The organism is Pelatocladus sp. BLCC-F211 (genome assembly GCF_041928655.1).
Lineage (GTDB): Bacteria > Cyanobacteriota > Cyanobacteriia > Cyanobacteriales > Nostocaceae > Pelatocladus.
Genome location: NZ_JBHFLM010000094.1, coordinates 13,847 through 32,065 on the forward strand (window position 1 = coordinate 13,847; position 18,219 = coordinate 32,065).

Below are 18,219 nucleotides of genomic sequence, written 5' to 3' on the forward strand. Positions count from 1 at the left end.
TTTCCTCACTCTTTTACACCCTTTCTTGAATAACTTAAGAAAGTATAGCCGCAAGCTAGTCAAATGATGAGGATTATTGGGTATGAAAATATGACTCCTCTTACACCCGTACACCCTTACACCGCCAAACCCATTTTCAAGACGGTATATTTTCCCCTACCTTCTGATACAAAACCTTGGGTAAGATAAAAAACTGCCACTTAGAGCTTTGAGTGAGATGACAAGGAACGGGATTGGAATTCGCACAGCACAAGTGCGTCAACAAAGAGTTACAGGGCAAATTCACGTTTATGATGGTGCAGGTAAAGGTAAATCCCAAGCAGCTTTAGGAGTCGTTTTGCGCTCAATTGGCTTGGGAATCAATACACCGAGTAATTCCAACCGCGTCTTGCTGCTGCGGTTTTTAAAAGGGCCAGAACGAGATTATGATGAAGATGGAGCGATCGCAGCTTTGCAACGCGGATTTCCCCATTTAATTGATCAAGTTCGCACCGGAAGAGCAGAATTTTTTGGTCCAGATGAAATTACGCCCTTTGACCGATATGAAGCTGCGCGGGGTTGGGATGTTGCAAAAGGTGCGATCGCTTCTGGTTTATATTCAGTTGTGGTCTTAGATGAAATTAACCCTGTCTTGGATTTGGGTTTATTATCAGTGGATGAGGTGGTACGAACACTCACATCCAAACCTGAAGAGTTAGAAATTATAGCTACTGGTCGTGCGGCGCCGCAAAAGTTGCTAGATATTGCGGATTTACACTCGGAAATGAAACCCCATCACCACCCCACTGCAAGCGAACTGTTACTTGAAGGTATTGAAATTTACACAGGTGCTGGTAAAGGAAAGTCTACTAGTGCTTTGGGTAAAGCCCTACAAGCCATCGGTCGAGGTATTAATCATCCAGGCTCTACCCGTGTATTAATTATGCAGTGGCTTAAAGGTGGTAGTGGTTATACTGAAGACGCAGCATTAGCAGCTTTGCAACAGTCATATCCAGATGTGATGGATCATCAACGCTGCGGAAGAGATGCGATCGTCTGGCGTAATTCTCGCCAAGAATTAGATTATGTGGAAGCAGAACGAGGTTGGGAAATTGCTAAGACGGCGATCGCATCTGGACTTTATAAAACCATCATCTTAGATGAACTCAACCCCACAGTTGATTTAGAATTACTACCTGTAGAACCAATTGTTCAAGCTTTACTCCGCAAACCTCGTCATACCGAAATTATCATCACTGGTCGCTGCCAAAATCAACCAGCCTATTTTGACCTAGCTAGCATTCACTCTGAAGTGTATTGCCATAAACATTATGCTAATCAAGGTGTGGAACTGAAGCGAGGTGTAGATTTTTAAGTTAGTCAATGGTCAAGTGTCAATGGTCAATGGTCAAAAAACTATTGACTTTGGACAATTGACACTTGACTCTGGACTAATAGCTAATAATTCTTCCTTCTCACGGAAGAAAAAACAAGTATGTCAAAAGTTTGATGAAAAATTAAGATGAAACTGCACAATTTATATTAGGAGATACTGCAATCATAGTTTTCCATTGCAACAAAATCATTTCATCAACCTATGGAAACCGAAGTACAGCAAAAACAATACAATGATGTTACCTCAGCAGAAGCTGTGGCAGCAATTGAAGGTTCAGATAATCAAAACTTACCAAAGTTACCTCCAGCCCAAGAACCTGAGAGTCAATTTCAGCTGATTACTAGAGAATTAGCGAATTTTTGGCAGGATTTTTCCCAAAACTTCAATAATTTTTTTCAAGCATACAAGCAGATATTCATCATTCTGGCTTGGTTACTAGCAGCAGTTGTGACTGCGAAGGTTATCCTGGCTGTACTGGATGCAATCAATGATGTTCCGTTAGCACAACCATTATTGGAGTTAATAGGAATTGTTTACACCACTTGGTTTGTTTTCCGCTATCTCATTAAAGAATCTACTCGCCAAGAATTAACAGCAGAAATTGATTCTCTTAAAAAGCAATTTTTGGGTTAATTTAAGTAGTTTGATGCAAATAAATTGAAATTTGCATCATGAGTAACAGTGGGCAATAAATAAATTCTTCTCTTTGATTTATTAATTATTTTTATTTATGCCTGCATATCTGATAAAAATATGTTTTATTGAGAAAAAAAGCTCCCTAGATTATTGAATAATTCGGGGAGCTTGTTGTTACGAACAATTTCGGAATCATATAGTGAGTGCTATTTTCGTTCAAAGAGGACTAAAGTCCTCACTACAAACTCTATAGTAAAAAATATTTGTACAAGATATTTAATTATATATATCTGTAGACAGATAAAATTATTTTTTTGCCTTTTCTAAACACTTCTTTAGGTAGTTTGACTGGTTTGACTAAAAAACTAATATAGTCCTTAGATTGAATGATTAAAAACAGATTAATTAAAGGAGTACATAAATTATGGCTAATGAAGCTTATAAAAAAGGAGCAGATACATCTGATCGCGTTCGCGAAAATAAATACGATCCGCATATTGTCCCTGCTGAAACTGCTGCACGTCAAGAAAGAGAAGGAGACTTATTTAAAACAAAACCTACAGAAGAAAGAGAAGCCAGTGCCTCTACAGACGATCAAACTCATCCTGGTGAAAGTATACGTACTACAGATGGCTATACTGTAGACAAAGAAGGTTTATTAAATAACTACGCGGTTGAACCAGAAATGTACTACGACGTACCAGGTGATGCGCGTCAACAAGCAGAAGAAGATATAGAAAATCGTGTTGAAGAATTAAGAGAAATTAACGAAGATAAGCAAGGCGAATTAACAATGGAAGGCGACAAACGGGGTAAAGGTCCTGGTGTAATTTAGTTTTTTTAGTGTTGCTAAGTTGGGAATTTTACGTCTAGGAAGGTAATCGCGATGATTGAGAAATTTCTCAATCATCGCTTTTTTTTGTGGGATATTTCATAAATTCCTACACCCTTAAACCCTCACACGCCTATACCCGTCCCAAGGTAATTGGTCAAATAGTAAATGGTTGAACTTGGCGATCGCGCCACTGACGCTGATAACGTTCGACAACTAAAGGACGAACAACAAACTTGGGAGGACAACCATCTTTGACATCGATACGCAAACAGGAATATGGTCGGCGTTTTTGGGAACCTTGTCCTGTGCGACCTACGAATAATTGGGAACGCGCTACTAATTTTTGATCTTCTAATAAATCTGTTCCCTCAGTCCGTTGGCGTCGCAAACTGTAACCACTACCACCGCAAACAATCCAGTTGATATTGCTGTCAGCGTGACCTGTATTCATTGTTTGTAGGTGTTCTAAACAATGGGCGTGACCGTTCAATACTAAATCTACCAAAGGACGACCTTCAGCTAGAGAACCAACCTCTGCTGCTACCCCATCCAGCACATTACGCAGGCGATCGCGTACAGCCAAAGTTTGCGCCTGGTTCCATTTTGTTGCTTCAGTCACGTAAGGCGGGTGGTGAAAATAAATTACTCTTCCTCGTACTTCTTTGGTGTGCCAGGATTTTATTAGTCGCTGCTTTAGCCAATCTAGTTGTTCAGTATCTACTACCGTTTTGTGGTCAGCAGCAAGTTGCTTGTCAATGTCAACAACAATTTCTTCTATTTGTGACAATTTTGCCCGCAAATCATCCAGATGTTCAGCCTCACTCGGATCATTGGGATCTAGTTGGTTCGAGGTTTCCATAATTTCCTGCTTTTGTTGTTCCATCTCGACACGGCGCTTTTCCAAAATTTGGCGATCGATATCTCCTTGTTGTGTTGCTGGCAGTGGCGATGGATCGTTGAATGTATTAGAATCTAAAGCAAAGAAATCTATGCCAGAATAGCGGAAAGTGTAGTAACGATTGGGTAGACAGGTAAAAATTCCCGGTTTATAATGCAGACATCGACCAGTATCAGTTTTGGCTGTGTAGTGTGTATCTAAATGACGCGCTAGGTCTGGTGGAAGCATGAAAACTTTTAAATAGTCTAAGAAGGCTCGCGCATAGGCGTCACCTTGTTTAGAACCATGCCAACCAACATCTAAATCCAATTTACTACCAATAATATTACGTATTGGCAATGTAGCTAAAGAGACTAATCCATAAACAAGCGGCAAATCATAGTAATCGTGATTTCCCGGTACGGGTAAAATGGGAAACTCAAAAATCATCTGGTCGTAAGCAATACGCTGGGGTTGCTCACCTCCACAGATAAACTCCCGGTAAGGTTCAATGAAGTTTTTTTGGTAGTACTCGCTTGACCCTACTAAGTAAATCACATCGCCTGTATGCAACAGAAAACGGCATTCCTGACGATGGGGAAGCATCAATTCTGCTACTTGGCGTTGGGGATTATATGTATAGTGTGACCCGGAACCACTATCACCCACCACTAAAAATGAAAATTCTGGTTCCTCGGCTCGGTCGTCATTTAATACTAGCCGAGTTTGATCTATGCTACGTTGCACAACCAACGGATCTTGCCACTTTACCCGTTGATTCATTTTACGAATTTTATCAGCGATCGCCGGATCAGATACAAATTTCATAATTATATAGTCAAGGGTCAAACAATTTTGGATTTTAGATTTTGGAAAATAACCACTAACTTACTTAATTTTGGTTGATTAAGAAAAAACTAAAAGCCTACCGACGAACAGTAGTATATTGAATACAGACATTAGATCACTAAAAGTAGCTCTTTTAGATGTATTTTGTAGCCAAAAAGGAAAATTTAGATGCGGATTGCTGACGATATTACAGAATTAGTGGGAAGAACTCCTTTAGTTCGGTTGAATAGAATTCCCCAAAGTGCAGGAGCAGTAGCTCAGATTGTGGTGAAGTTGGAAAGTATGAATCCAGCAGCATCTGTGAAAGACAGAATTGGAGTGAGTATGGTGGAAGCTGCGGAAGCAGCAGGCTGGATCAAACCAGGACAAAATGTTTTAGTTGAGCCGACTTCTGGGAATACGGGTATTGCTTTGGCAATGGTGGCAGCTGCTAAGGGCTATGATTTAATTTTGACAATGCCTGACACCATGAGTAAAGAAAGACAAGCTATGCTGAGAGCTTATGGTGCAAAACTGGTGTTAACGCCAGGAGTAGAAGGAATGCGGGGTGCGATCGTTCGGGCTGAACAGATAGTAGCACAAACACCTAATGCTCGGATGTTACAGCAGTTTCGCAATCCTGCCAATCCCAAGGTGCATCGAGAAACCACAGCCGAAGAAATTTGGCAAGATACTGATGGACAGGTAGATATTGTAGTGGCGGGAGTCGGTACTGGTGGAACAATTACTGGTGTAGCGGAAGTAATCAAACAACGTAAACCAAGTTTTCAAGCGATCGCAGTGGAACCAGCTAACAGTCCTGTATTAACTGGAGGTTTACCCGGCCCGCATAAAATTCAAGGTATCGGTGCTGGATTTGTTCCAGATATTTACCGTCCAGACTTAGTGGATGAAGTAATTCAAGTCACAGATGAGCAATCGATTTCCTATGGGCGTCGTTTAGCGAGAGAAGAAGGCTTGTTATCAGGTATTTCTGCTGGTGCGGCTTTGTATGCAGCGATTCAAGTCGCAAAGCGTCCAGAAAATGAAGGCAAATTAATTGTGATGATTCAGCCTAGTTTCGGTGAACGCTACTTAAGTACATCACTTTTCCAAGAACCACAAGAAACTGAGTGGTTGCAGAAAGTGTAATTACTGACTATGAGGAACAAGTTAGAAAGTAAATAAATCTATTGACATAATAATGCTCATCGTACAGTAGGGAAAGAGGCGGGCATTGCTTGCCGCTTTCACTACTGTTTTGGTAACTGTGTGGAAGTGCGATCGCTATATCTCTAGATACAGCAATTCAACTAGGCAGCTTGATTAACAGTTGGCTCCGGCAAGGGTTCATTTGTCGCTTCGTAAGCGATAATTAAGGACTCTAATGCTTCAATGCCATTAGTCACAGCCTCCTCATAAGTATCGCCATGAGTCCGCCAACGCTGTCCGGGAAAATCAGGAAATCCAACCAAGAAGCAGTTGTCTGCTTCAGACCATTGAATTAACATTTGATACTTCAATTTACTCATTTTCCTGCTTCTCCTGCTGTTGTTTCTCCTCTACTTCTTTTATAGCTTGTTGCACGTCTTTTTCTTGGTAGGATTTAGCATCCGCACCATCTTTACCTGAAACCGTTAGCTTTCCAGCATATAACGGATGTATCCAGTTAGTGTGACTTCCTTTACCTGGGAGTTCAGTAAAACCTACTTGGCGCAGCCATTGTTTTAACTCCCTGATTTTCTTAGGCATTACTTAAACATCAACTATCAACCACAGCATCTTAGCTTCAATCTCGCCTCAAAAAACCAACCCGCAAGTATAAGAGTTAAGCGATCGCCTCACCCTTTCCCTTACACTGATATAGTAAGAGCGATCACATACTTCACTTCCTGCATCCAAGGTATTGGAAGTCAAGTGGTCAAATAATTTGGCTATCGACAATAAATGGACGTAACTGGACTCGAACCAGTGACCTCTACGATGTCAACGTAGCGCTCTAACCAACTGAGCTATACGTCCGCACTTTTGCGAGTATAACATAAATTTTTTACTTAAAGCAAGTTTTGCAGAAAATTTAGATAACTCCAAAAAATAAATGATCCAATTTTTTGACTCAAGGCGATTTCTTAGCCCTTTTCCTAAAACTGAGGACTGACGCGATTCGTTACAATAAAAGTATCTATTGAAATATTTTTATTTTGATTGTCACAATCCTCTAGTTGGGTATCAAGTGATTATGCGCCAAAAAGTCTTAGCCTGGTTAGCTGAGAATGTTCCGAATTCGCGAATTAACCACATTCTCAGGGTAGAACAAATGGCTGTGGAGTTAGCTGAAAATTATCATCTGGATCGAGAAAAAGCTGCCACGGCTGGGCTAATGCATGATTTGGCAAAATATTTTCAACCTCAAAAACTTTTGCAGATGGCAGAAGTTGCAGGATTGGAAATAGACGAGGTTTTAGCAGCATCACCCCATCTATTACATGCAGATGTGAGTGCGATCGTTGCTAAAGACACTTTTAGTGTACAAGATGAAGAAATATTACAAGCGATCGCCAATCACACTTTGGGTAGACCAAGCATGGGTCAACTCTCTTGTATCGTATTTTTAGCAGATACTCTGGAACCAGGGCGGGGTGACTCTGCTCAATTAGAAGCTTTAAGAAAAACAAGTTTTGAAAATCTCGAACGGGCTGTTTGGCTAACCTGCGATTACACTTTTAAATTTTTACTGGAAAGCCCTAGTTTAATTCATCCGCGGGCGATCGCCACCCGCAATTGGTTTATGCAAAAGTCAAGGACTAAACAGGCAATTCTGTCAACAACTGTATAGATCCCCGTTTTTTTGTTAGTATTCAAAAAAACCAGCTCGTGTACAGTTGCAATTAAATGATCATTTGTCAGTAGTTGTAAAAAATTGTCAAGACACAAAGAAGCAGCTGAGGTTTAATGTCTGATTATTTCCAAGCCAACTTTCCATTCCAATCACTTACTGTTCAAAAAGGTGTAGCAAGAGCTACACGTATTGACAACAACGATAGCAGTACAAATGTAGTCGCAACCATTGCTGAAGCAGCATCAGACCGGAAAGCAGGTGACATATTAGTACTCAAAGTCACAGATGTATCTTATCTAGCAGACTACTTTGCATTTATGACGGGCTATTCTAGAGTACAGGTCAGAGCGATCGCCCAGGCCGTCGAAGATCAAGTACAACAAGAATGGCAACGATCTCCCTTACGAGTAGAAGGGAAATCTGAAGGAAGTTGGGTAGTCCTAGATTACGGCGATGTGATTGTCCATATCATGATGCCAAAAGAGCGTGAGTTTTATAATTTAGAAGCATTTTGGGGTCATGCAGAACGTGTCGAGTTTCCAACATCCGACGATGATGGGGGTAAATCAACATGATCAAATCTTCAATCTCCAACTGCCCGGTTCCTACTGAGCAACAACCACTCAACGAGTATGAAGAGTTAAAATCTTCTTGGTTATTTAGCGATTGCACCTTAAACTGGCGTGACTACATCACAAAAATAGCTTGGATCTGGGGTTTATCTTGGCTAGTAGCAGCACCAATTGCAGCAGCAAGCTTTACTCCACACAAATACACGATTCAGTTTATTCTTTGTGGTGCGGCGGGCGGAAGTATCGGCGTAGTACTGGCACTCCTACGCTTATACTTAGGTTGGTCCTATGTACGCGATCGCCTTGCTAGTCCAATCATTTTTTATGAAGAATCGGGGTGGTACGACGGCCAAACCTGGACAAAACCACTGGAAATATTAAACCGCGATCGCTTGATTGTCAGCTATGAAATTAAACCAATCATCAAACGGTTACAAATTACCTTTGCTGCCTTGGCTGTGTCCTTCGTTGTTGGTACGATAGTTTGGCACTTAGTTTAAATAGTCATTTGTCAAGGGTCAATGGTCAATAGTCAATGGTAAAAAACTTTAGACTATTGACTAGGGACTATTGACTATGGACTATTGACATATAACAAAATCACCATAGATAACAACCCATGACAATGGGAAAACGAACCCAAGCTGCCACATTAGAAGTTAGATTACTGCGCGAAGGCATTATAGAATCAAAGCATATAGTCCAAGCTGTCGTATGCGACGAACGGGGACGAGTGCTGTCGGTTGCTGGGAATGCTGAAACCGCCACTTTTGTGCGTTCAGCTCTCAAACCATTTCAAGCTCTGGCTGTCACTACTACAGGGACATTAGAACGTTATGATTTGAGCGATCGCGACTTAGCAATAATCATTAGTTCCCATAAAGGCACAATTCAGCAAGTTAGGCAAGTATTTAATATTCTCTGGCGGGCTGATATTGATCCATCGGCTTTACAGTGTCCAACTCCCGAAGGCAAGCGTAGCCCCTTAGAATATAACTGCTCTGGTAAACACGCCGGAATGTTAGCTGTGTGTCAGCAATGCAATTGGTCAATAAATAACTACTTGCAGCGTAAACACCCTGTACAGCAGTTGATTATTACCAAAGTAGCAGAATTGCTAAAAATGCCAGCGGAAGAATTTATTAGCGCTCATGATGACTGTGGCGCTCCTACCTATCTCATGCAACTCGCACAAATGGGATACTTATATGCTCAATTAGCTTGTCGCAGTAATTTAGATATGGAGCGGATAGTCCGAGCCATGACTCACCACCCCGCAATGGTAGCAGGAGATGGAGAATTTGACACCGAACTGATGCGTTTAACTCCAGGAGAACTAGTAAGTAAATCTGGTGCTGAAGGAGTGCAATGCATTAGTAGACTTGGTGAAGGCATGGGACTAGCAATTAAAGTCATAGATGGAGCCAAGCGAGCAAAATATGCTGCTGCAATTCACTTGCTGCAACAGATGGGGTGGATTAGTCCTAGTGTTGCCCAAGCCTTATCAGAAAAATTTATGAACCTCGGTAAATACAAGCGTTTAGAAGTAATTGGAGAATTATCTTTTTTGTAGTTGCACATTTTTGAAATATAGTGCTATATTAGGGAAGACAAAGCGACGCGGGATAGAGCAGCCTGGTAGCTCGTCGGGCTCATAACCCGAAGGTCAGTGGTTCAAATCCACTTCCCGCCACCAAATCTAAACCCCTACAACTGTTACAGATTGTAGGGGTTTTAGTTTTCCTCTTTGTGTCTTTGTGCCTTGGTGGTGAAAAAAATAATTATTTAAACACCCTACTCTACGAGAAGCCACTTCGTGTCTACGGGTTCGCCACCTTGCCTACTCTTACGAGAAGCCGCTGGCGCGTCTACGTGACGGGAACCGCCAAGACGGCAAGTGGACTCACCAAGACACTAAGACACCAAGAAATTTTCATTTTCCAAATTTACACCCTGAAAGGTCTAATTTATAGGACTTACACTCAGCTTCAAATTAATTATTTTCCAGGGTTTGATAGTGAATTTTTGCTCAATAGCTGTGGCTGAGAATTCTGAAGTGGACAAAGAACGCTCCAACAAATCCACAGATTCCTCTAAAATCAGCCCCAAATCATTTTGCAAAGACAACTCGGCTGTTTCTCCGTGACATTCATAACAACGCAAAATCCACTTTTGCGAATCATCTTCTGCTTGTTTAAATGCCATTAAGATTAAATTTTCTGCTGATAAATCTAAGAAACTTGCTTCTAGTTCATCTCCATTCACCAAAAGGGGAGGATTTGCGGGACACACCATTACTTGCAAAGGTACATTTAATTCATACCCCCGTCGGACTGTATGAGCTGATTTCCAATCACCAGCATGGGGATACAAAGCATAGGTGAATTCATGTATACCTCTATCGGCTTGAGGATCAGGCCAATTGGGACTTCTTAAAAGTGTTAGCCGTAATTGATTTGATTGAGCATCATAACCATACTTACAATCATTCAGCAAACTCACGCCATAGGAATTTTGGATTTTGGATTTTAGATTTTGGATTGAGGATTGGGGATTAGTGAAAAGTTTTTCCTTGTCCCCCTTGTCCCCCTTGTCCTCCTCTTCTGTCGTCAAGTCTGCCCAACGCAAAGCGGGAACTTCCCATTTTGCTTGTTCTGCTGGAGTTTCGGGTTTGGTGGGGCGAGCAATTGCACCACAGGGAATTTCGTAGGTAGCAAAGTCTGCTTCCAGATTAAGAGGAAAGGCTGCTTTCACTAATACATGCTCTTCTTGCCAATTTACCTTCATGGCAATCTTCAGCACAGATGAGCCTGTTGGCAGAATGTAATCACTGCAAAACTCTGATTGACCAAGTTGCTGTACCACACGCAGACGTTGTTGTACTGACCCTTGTTCTAACCATTCGATAGATTTTAGACTCGCTGGTGGTAGAGGATGCTGGGCATAATTGGGATCGATATTCCATGCGTCCCAATATTGACCACTATCTTGAAAAGCTTGTAATAGATTTCCGCCTGCTTGATTGAGAACTTCTCTATGATTAACCTTGTCAAAAACACTCGCTAAATTACCAGTTTGTTCATCAATAATTACTCGCAAAAATTCATTTTCTAAAGTCAATCTTTCTGACGAAAATTGTTCTTGCTTTTGCAAGCTTAATTTGGTATCTTCAGACTGGGTTATGTTATGTGCATTTTTGGATTGACAAAGACACAGCCAAAAAACACGGTAGCCTACAGGTGGAATATTGCTTGCTAAAAATAACAGTGTGGAAGCTTCACCCAACTGGGAAATGATTTGGTTTCCAGAATGATCGTAAATCTGCCATTCCTGATTGGGTGCAATGGTAGAGGGTAAAGCAATACTCACAACCTCAGAACGCTGCCAATTTAGGGAATTGAAGACAACCACAGGTAAACTATCTGGCTGTGGTGGTGTTGGGAAAGAAATTTGAGATGCGATCGCTCGCAAGGACTCCTCTAATATCTCCGTACCGACTTTTTCCACTTCTTGCCACTCAACTAAAGCATCCTCATAGACTTCAGTAATTGAGGAACCAGGCAAAATGTCGTGAAACTGGTTAAATAAAACTTGCTTCCAAGTTGCTTCTAGTTCCGCTTTTGGATAATTTACCCCACATTTGAGAGTGGCGATCGCAGCAAACAATTCTGCTTGGTACAACAAATTCTCACAACGACGATTCCAACGTTTTTGATCGCCGTGGGTAGTATAACAACCACGGTGGAATTCCAGGTAGAGTTCATCATTCCAGGTGGGGAGAGTGGTTGATGTTTGAGAATTAATCGTTGATTGCAGTTGTTGGAGGTATTTTTCAGCAGTCGTAAATTCTAGTTGGGGAAATAGGGGAGATTTTTGCCAGCGTTGGGCAACTTCTAACATATCACGTGTGGGACCGCCGCCGTGGTCGCCGACACCGGGAAGCCAAAGTGAATCTGTAAATCCAGTTTGAGTTTGCCATTCAATCGCATAATCAGCCATTTTCACAGGGTCGATACCTTCACCCACAGGTGCGGACATCAAACTCAGTATTTCACTACCATCAGGAGAACGCCACCAAAAAGCACCGTAAGGAAACTTCGTCGTATCATTCCACCGCAACTTTTGCGTCACAAAATACTCAATTCCAGACTGTTGCATAAACTGTGGCAAAGTCGCACAAAAACCAAAAGTATCAGGAACCCAAACTATACTCGCCAGCTTACCAAACTTTGCTTGCACATAGCGCTGACCATACAATAATTGCCGCACAATCGATTCACCAGCAATTAAATTTAACTCTGGTTCCACCCAAAAACCACCGACAATTTCCCAAAATCCCGCCGCAACCTTTTCTTGAATCGCCCTAAATAAATCCGGGCGATTTTCCTCCACCCAAGCATACAAAGCTGGCGTCGAATGACAAAAAACTAACTCTGGAAAATCTGACTGTAACCTTAAAACCGACTCAAAAGTACTCTGCGCCGCTTCCCAAGTTTCACTCACCCGCCATAGCCACGCCATATCCAAATGAGCATGACCCAACAGAGATATTTTGGATTTTGGATTTTGGATTTTGGATTTAATTAAACTGTCCCGCAATGATAATAGACAATTATCAAACTCTCCCCTCTCTTCCTTCGCGTCCTGGCGGTTCATCACCTTATCTACTACCACCGCCAAACTATCTAACCTTTCAGGCGCAAACTTTGTCAAAAAACGCTGTGTTACAGCCAACTCATCAGCCACAAAACCAGGATCTTGACATTGCTCATCAGTTGATTCATAAACTAAAAGCGATCGCATCAACGCACCATCACAATGTCCCGGACTTACCAAACGTATAGTTATAAAAAACTCTTCCCCTGGTGTTACCGCTTGACTAACTAAAATTCGAGGCGAACAATCAAATAAATCTCCTTCACCCACCAACTCACCATTCACATAAATTTGGGCAGAATTCGCCCACCAAACCAACGCTAGCCGTAAAGACAAACCTTGGAGTACATAACCTTGTAAATTCTGGGGAGTCACCAACTTTTGTGCTAACCACAAAACTTTTTGTCCCCCAGCCCAAGCAATATTTCCTTTAGGATTAATCTCAACAGGCGTCCACTCAGACAAGAAAGATGCACTCACATCAGTCACAGCCAAATCACCTGCAAAACAGCGCCAATTTGGGAGAATATTCTCTTGACAAAAAGAGCGCAATTTCTCGATTGCAGCTGAGATAATTTTGGTATTGGATGGCGATACGGGAGAGGTCATATTTTCGCTATTATGATGGCGTAAATATTAATGTATTTCTCTTGTAATGTTAGTGGATAGTGGTAAACAACTAATAACTAACAACTCACAACTCACAAACAACCACTTTATTTTTTAGTGGAAATCGGATAAATAGCAAAGCTCTCAACAAAAATTCACTACCATGTCTTCTGCTTCCTCTGAACGCTATCAAAGCAGACTTTTTAACTTCGTTCACAAACAATCTCGACGTTGGAGTGAAGGAGTGGGGCGCACCTTTCGTCATTTACAGGTTGCTGCCAATTGGTCTTTAGAAGCACTTAGCTATTCCGTATTTATACTGTTTCAAAAAGCGCGAGAATCAGCTGGAAAACAACTACACGCCACTGCACAGCAAACACAAAATCCACAATTACAAGCAAATTATACCGATTTCCAGCCAGAAACACCGCCAGTACCCGATATACCGATTCAGCAAGTCCTAAAAGTTGTGGAGAGTCTGCAACTTCTATCAAGAGTCAATTGTCAAGAGTCTGGTATTACTCCACCTCTCCATTTATCACCAAATATCCAGGGAATCGCCTCGCAACTGTGCGATCGCCAACTAGTACTCGTTACATTAGAAAATGAAATTTTAGATATATTAACGCCCCAGCAACAACAAAAGCTAGAAGAGCGAATTATTACAGAAATTGTTAATTATTGGCGTCAATGGCGCTTAACTCAAGTTAAAGAAGAAACAACAAACGTCATTGGTGAAATCAATCGCTTACTGACAAAGTTAACTGGTAGTCATCACGAAAACCCAACACCAGCACTACCATCTGGGAATACAGACCAAAATACAGAAGAATTATCTTTACTAAATACCAAGCGATCGCTAGCTTTATTAGATGCAACTGTTGCTAAGTTAGAGTCAAATGCTTTAGACCCAATTTCTCATACTAGCCGCGAACTCATCCAAATCTTGCAAACTCAGTTGCAAATATTTGTTTATGGAAAAGAGCAAATAGCAACTAGTCAGCAAACAACAGCAACTCTTGATAATTCCCAAAATCCAGCATCAAAAATTCAAAATTTGATTTGGGCAGCAATAAACTTCTTTTTTGGAGAACGCCAGAGTCAAAAATTAGATCAGGCTAAATCCAATCATCAAATTTCTCCAGATTTACGAATCAATCATCACAAAAAACAACTTCATAAATCCCACAAGTTACTGAAAACCTCTAAAATGCGAAGTAATGAATTAGTAGATTTGTGGCTGAGTGAAAGTGATGTCTTTGGTGATGTTCAAGTTATAGGTAAATCTCGTGAGCATTCAAATCAAACAAATAATCTAGTTAGCAGTTCTCCAATTTCAAACTCAGTCGTTCCTAGCAGTCAAACAGTAAGGAATCCTTTGCAAAGCTTGATTCATCGCCTGCAAAGTTTCACATTACAACCCAAAGGAATATTAGTGCAAAAGCACAATCAAGTAACTAATCTCACTTCTACTCAAACACAAACAACATCTAAAAAAATATCTATTGCAGCACAAACAGCATTTGCTATTTCTCAGCAGCAACGCCAGCAAACTACAGAAGTAGAAGCAAAACCAGATTGGATCGAAACAAAAGCCAAAATCATTGGTTATGACAAACATCCATTAGAACAAATTCTGGTATGGTTAGATCGCATGATGCTGTGGCTAGAAGAAACAATAGTGAGAATCTTTAAGTTATTACAGCGTTTCTGGTATGGAAAATTATGATTCAGGTTTTCAGTACTTGTTTCATTAACAGTACCTTAAATCCTTCTGAATCTTTGTGTCAAGCCTAATTGAGCTACTCTAACCCTGGCGTAAGTCCTTGCGCCCCTACTAACAACTAACAACTTAAACCAAAATTATATTTTGTTCACATCAATTTACATATCTATCTAAAATTTTGGTTGAGGAATATATAATTGCATCAGTCCCAGCAACAGCAATACAAAGCCAACTTGTACTAGTGAGGGAGCCAATATTAACCCCATCGTAAAAAGCATTCCTCCACTAAACACAACTGCAATGCGATAGACTTCCTCGCGTATTTTTACTCCCAGAACAATAGCACTTATACCAATTATTAATAAGAACAAATAGCTTGCCAGCATACTTATCTCCTTCAATAGAGCGTTGGTTATCCATCGCACTTACACAATAGCAGTATTTTGAATCTTAGAAATATCGAACAATCTCGATATAAAAAAATAAAAACAAACTACAACTAAGTATAGCTTTTTATTTATATATCAGTTGCAACATGAGTCACAAACACAGAAAAAGCTTCTTCATTGCGACGATAGTAAGTACACTGTCCTACCCTGGTTGAGACAACTAATCCCGTATCTTCGAGCATGGACAAGTAATGAGATATTGTAGACTGAGCCAAACCAGTTTTCTTCTGGATACTACCTACGCAGACTCCAACGGTACGAGGATCTACATCCTGACAGGGAAAATTTACCTCCGGTTCCTTTAACCAGTGCAGAATCTGTAATCTAGTCTCATTAGCCAGGACTTTAAAAATATCAGTATCTTTGCTATCCATATTCCAAATTATATCGATTTTTTTCGATATATCAATTTTATTTGATAATTACTGAGTTAATGGTCAATGGTAAACCACGTGGACTGTTGACAATTGACTCATTTCTAATTCACCACTTGACTACCATGACTACGAGGATCATCTTGACTACCCGATGATGGTACTGATTTCACAACTTTGGAAACTTGTCCACTAGTTTGAGCATACGGCAGGGGTGAACCAACTACCAACGCTTCTAAATTACTTGCCATAATAGTGCGGGGTTGATCCCCAATCGCCTGTGCAACGGGTTCTCCATTTTCACTTAAATACACAAAGTGGGGAATACCATCAACGCGATACTTTAACATCTCTGGTAGCCACTTGCTATTATCCACATTCAGCATCACAAAATTAACTTTTTCTGTATACTGCTTTTCCAATGTGGCGATCGCTGGTGCCATTTTCTGGCATACAGCACACCAGTCAGCATAAAATTCCACTAGCGATGGCTTACCGTTTGCCAAAGCTACTTCTAAAGGAGTAGATTCTTCACCCAACTGAGTCAGAGAAACTGTGTTAGTCTGGGATTTCAATCCCAAAACCAATGTGACACTAAGAGCGATCGCTACTATTGCGACTAAAAAATTTCTGATCCGCGTTCCACTGTTTAATTCTGACTTAGCTGGAGATTTTCCAGAAGTATTTATACTCATAAAAAATTATTAAAACTTATTAAGTAGTGTTATTTTTAGTTTACCGTTTTATTTTAAAAGGCAAAGTTCAATTCGGAATTCAAAATTATTCGGCGATCCTCAATCTCTATATCCATAACCGTGAAAAAACGAGTTACCCTGACCTTTCCTAAACGTGCCATTCAAATGCCAGTTACTTACCGACTAGCAAAAGAATTTAATGTGGCTGCGAATATTATCCGCGCTCAAGTAGCGCCAAATCAAATTGGCAAATTGGTAGTAGAACTTTCCGGGGATATAGATCAATTAGATGCTGCTATCGAGTGGATGCGATCGCAAAACATTAGTGTATCTCACACCTTGGGAGAAATAGTCATAGACGAAGAGGTGTGTGTTCACTGTGGTTTATGTACAGGAGTTTGTCCCACCGAAGCCTTGACCTTGAACCCGCAAACCAGCAAACTGACATTTACGCGATCGCGCTGCATCGTCTGTGAACAGTGTATACCCACCTGTCCAGTGCAAGCAATTTCCACAAATATTTAGTTAGTTGTTGATGGTTAACTCACACACATCTGCGATCACCCCACCATCACCCACGAGTCTCGTTTTGGCTGGGGAATCGTAAACTACCAGTAGCGAAGGTGTTCCGGTTATATCTTCAAACAAAGTTATTCCTTCTGCATGATCATCTTGCTTACCAAAGGGAATATCTTGTACATATTCAGGGTAGTGTAGGGTATCATCTGGCAAATTAACACCCGCCTGCAAACGATAAACTTGCACCGGGCCATCTAAATCCATCGTCGGGCCTGCTAGAATCAGTAAATCTTCGCCAGCTAAATGTAGGTCTCTAATTCCCAAACCATTTAAAAATACAAAATGCTTTTTGTAGGATTGACCTTTTTCTGCTATTGGCTTTAGTGTTAACACTTCTGTTTGAGAAAGTTCTACCTCTATTTCCAAGATGACAGCCCAACCTCGTAATACCGGGCCGCGCAAACCCAGAAAAATTCGATTTTGATAAACTGCAATACCTTCTATATCAAAGCCATTTTCTTTACCAGGAATTTTAGCTGTGATAAAAAAACCGAGATGAGGATCATCTTGCAAAACTTCCATCAATACATTTTCAGACTCAGTTAATTGCAACTTAGCAGCAGTTAACTGTACATTTGGATCTTTTGGATGAGAACAAGATTTACATAATTCTCCGTCAACTAGGGGAATGCGTGCTAAAACATATCGATTTGGTTCCGATTCAATTTCAGCTAGTCTCTGAATATTTTTGCTCTCTGATTTCTCTGGTTTTGGTTTTTTGCGTTTCCAGCTATGGGAACCAATAATCCACAGATAACTGTCACTATACTCAATACCTTCAATATCAATTTCTTTGTCTTCGGGTGCAGGTAAATCAATAAATTCTGCTACACGATACTGTTTATGCTCACCAAAATTCTTATCATCAATATAAGACAGACGTTCAATAGTTGAAGTCTCATCTGAACCAAACCATAAATGCTTTTCAGGTGTTAGCATTACTGCCGATAGGTCTTCTCGATATTTTTTAAAGCTATCGGTAAATGTGAGTAAAATTTTGTTTACCAAAATAAATTTTTCCGATGATTTGTTTACGTATTGTCTATTTTATCATTGTATAATCTAAGTATGATTTGATACTGGCTTGGGTTTTCAATTTTTATATAATTTTGAAATCATTCATTAGTTGCTTAATTAAGATGCTTAAAAAAAAGAAGTAAAATGATATA

General features: G+C 40.5%; 18 protein-coding genes and 2 tRNA genes. 11 read left to right on the top strand and 9 right to left on the bottom strand.

The window, feature by feature from the left end; genetic code table 11:
- Window positions 1-217: 217 nt before the first annotated feature.
- From ACE1AT_RS11595 to ACE1AT_RS11605, 3 genes are all read left to right on the top strand, one after another.
- Complete coding sequence (locus ACE1AT_RS11595) at window positions 218-1,354, top strand: cob(I)yrinic acid a,c-diamide adenosyltransferase (RefSeq protein ID WP_374868372.1); 1,137 nt, start codon at window positions 218-220, stop codon at window positions 1,352-1,354.
- A gap of 222 nt (window positions 1,355-1,576) precedes the next feature.
- Window positions 1,577-2,008, top strand: a complete 432-nt coding sequence (locus tag ACE1AT_RS11600) for a CAAD domain-containing protein (protein WP_374868374.1) — start codon at window positions 1,577-1,579, stop codon at window positions 2,006-2,008.
- A 427-nt stretch (window positions 2,009-2,435) separates the two neighbouring features.
- The gene (locus ACE1AT_RS11605; protein WP_374868376.1) at window positions 2,436-2,846 is read left to right on the top strand and encodes a hypothetical protein; all 411 of its coding nucleotides are present in this window, start codon (window positions 2,436-2,438) and stop codon (window positions 2,844-2,846) included.
- Between the two features lie 154 nt (window positions 2,847-3,000).
- Here ACE1AT_RS11605 and ACE1AT_RS11610 read toward each other — a convergent pair whose 3' ends face one another.
- A complete protein-coding gene (locus ACE1AT_RS11610; RefSeq protein WP_374868378.1) occupies window positions 3,001-4,551 on the bottom strand; it encodes a metallophosphoesterase in 1,551 nt (516 codons plus the stop codon).
- A 189-nt stretch (window positions 4,552-4,740) separates the two neighbouring features.
- Between ACE1AT_RS11610 and cysK the strand changes: the two genes are divergently transcribed.
- A complete protein-coding gene (cysK, locus tag ACE1AT_RS11615) occupies window positions 4,741-5,703 on the top strand; it encodes a cysteine synthase A (protein ID WP_374868380.1) in 963 nt (320 codons plus the stop codon).
- Between the two features lie 161 nt (window positions 5,704-5,864).
- Here the strand turns inward: cysK and ACE1AT_RS11620 are convergent, their stop codons facing one another.
- The 3 genes from ACE1AT_RS11620 to ACE1AT_RS11630 all read right to left on the bottom strand — a co-directional run bounded on the left by ACE1AT_RS11620 (window position 5,865) and on the right by ACE1AT_RS11630 (window position 6,573).
- A complete protein-coding gene (locus ACE1AT_RS11620) occupies window positions 5,865-6,083 on the bottom strand; it encodes a type II toxin-antitoxin system HicB family antitoxin (RefSeq protein WP_374868382.1) in 219 nt (72 codons plus the stop codon).
- The gene (locus ACE1AT_RS11625) at window positions 6,076-6,303 is read right to left on the bottom strand and encodes a type II toxin-antitoxin system HicA family toxin (protein WP_374868384.1); all 228 of its coding nucleotides are present in this window, start codon (window positions 6,301-6,303) and stop codon (window positions 6,076-6,078) included. The genes ACE1AT_RS11620 and ACE1AT_RS11625 overlap by 8 nt, the downstream gene beginning before the upstream one ends.
- Window positions 6,304-6,499: 196 nt before the next feature.
- Window positions 6,500-6,573, bottom strand: a tRNA-Val gene (locus ACE1AT_RS11630).
- A 217-nt stretch (window positions 6,574-6,790) separates the two neighbouring features.
- Between ACE1AT_RS11630 and yqeK the strand changes: the two genes are divergently transcribed.
- The 5 genes from yqeK to ACE1AT_RS11655 all read left to right on the top strand — a co-directional run bounded on the left by yqeK (window position 6,791) and on the right by ACE1AT_RS11655 (window position 9,658).
- Window positions 6,791-7,387, top strand: a complete 597-nt coding sequence (yqeK, locus tag ACE1AT_RS11635; RefSeq protein WP_374868386.1) for a bis(5'-nucleosyl)-tetraphosphatase (symmetrical) YqeK — start codon at window positions 6,791-6,793, stop codon at window positions 7,385-7,387.
- A gap of 116 nt (window positions 7,388-7,503) precedes the next feature.
- On the top strand, window positions 7,504-7,965 hold the full coding sequence (gene rsfS / locus ACE1AT_RS11640) for a ribosome silencing factor (RefSeq protein ID WP_374868388.1): 462 nt from the start codon (window positions 7,504-7,506) through the stop codon (window positions 7,963-7,965).
- A complete protein-coding gene (locus tag ACE1AT_RS11645) occupies window positions 7,962-8,462 on the top strand; it encodes a CGLD27 family protein (protein WP_374868390.1) in 501 nt (166 codons plus the stop codon). Before rsfS ends, ACE1AT_RS11645 begins: the two co-directional genes overlap by 4 nt.
- 119 nt (window positions 8,463-8,581) lie before the next feature.
- Window positions 8,582-9,535, top strand: a complete 954-nt coding sequence (locus ACE1AT_RS11650) for an asparaginase (protein WP_374868392.1) — start codon at window positions 8,582-8,584, stop codon at window positions 9,533-9,535.
- 46 nt (window positions 9,536-9,581) lie between these two features.
- Window positions 9,582-9,658, top strand: a tRNA-Met gene (locus ACE1AT_RS11655).
- A 266-nt stretch (window positions 9,659-9,924) separates the two neighbouring features.
- Here ACE1AT_RS11655 and ACE1AT_RS11660 read toward each other — a convergent pair.
- A complete protein-coding gene (locus tag ACE1AT_RS11660) occupies window positions 9,925-13,227 on the bottom strand; it encodes an alpha-mannosidase (protein WP_374868394.1) in 3,303 nt (1,100 codons plus the stop codon).
- A gap of 163 nt (window positions 13,228-13,390) precedes the next feature.
- Here ACE1AT_RS11660 and ACE1AT_RS11665 point away from each other — a divergent pair, with 163 nt between their 5' ends.
- The gene (locus tag ACE1AT_RS11665) at window positions 13,391-14,956 is read left to right on the top strand and encodes a hypothetical protein (protein WP_374868396.1); all 1,566 of its coding nucleotides are present in this window, start codon (window positions 13,391-13,393) and stop codon (window positions 14,954-14,956) included.
- A gap of 167 nt (window positions 14,957-15,123) precedes the next feature.
- Here ACE1AT_RS11665 and ACE1AT_RS11670 read toward each other — a convergent pair whose 3' ends face one another.
- The 3 genes from ACE1AT_RS11670 to ACE1AT_RS11680 all read right to left on the bottom strand — a co-directional run bounded on the left by ACE1AT_RS11670 (window position 15,124) and on the right by ACE1AT_RS11680 (window position 16,471).
- The gene (locus ACE1AT_RS11670) at window positions 15,124-15,339 is read right to left on the bottom strand and encodes a hypothetical protein (protein WP_374868398.1); all 216 of its coding nucleotides are present in this window, start codon (window positions 15,337-15,339) and stop codon (window positions 15,124-15,126) included.
- A gap of 131 nt (window positions 15,340-15,470) precedes the next feature.
- Window positions 15,471-15,776, bottom strand: a complete 306-nt coding sequence (locus ACE1AT_RS11675) for an ArsR/SmtB family transcription factor (RefSeq protein WP_374868400.1) — start codon at window positions 15,774-15,776, stop codon at window positions 15,471-15,473.
- Between the two features lie 104 nt (window positions 15,777-15,880).
- Entirely contained in the window at window positions 15,881-16,471 is a 591-nt protein-coding gene (locus ACE1AT_RS11680; protein WP_374868402.1) for a thioredoxin family protein, read from the bottom strand.
- Window positions 16,472-16,591: 120 nt separating this feature from the next.
- Between ACE1AT_RS11680 and ACE1AT_RS11685 the strand changes: the two genes are divergently transcribed.
- The gene (locus ACE1AT_RS11685; RefSeq protein WP_017309801.1) at window positions 16,592-16,996 is read left to right on the top strand and encodes an NIL domain-containing protein; all 405 of its coding nucleotides are present in this window, start codon (window positions 16,592-16,594) and stop codon (window positions 16,994-16,996) included.
- On the opposite strand, the gene ACE1AT_RS11690 is transcribed toward ACE1AT_RS11685, so the two are convergent.
- A complete protein-coding gene (locus ACE1AT_RS11690) occupies window positions 16,997-18,061 on the bottom strand; it encodes a DUF3616 domain-containing protein (protein WP_374868427.1) in 1,065 nt (354 codons plus the stop codon). It abuts the gene before it with no gap.
- Between the last annotated feature and the right edge of the window lie 158 nt (window positions 18,062-18,219).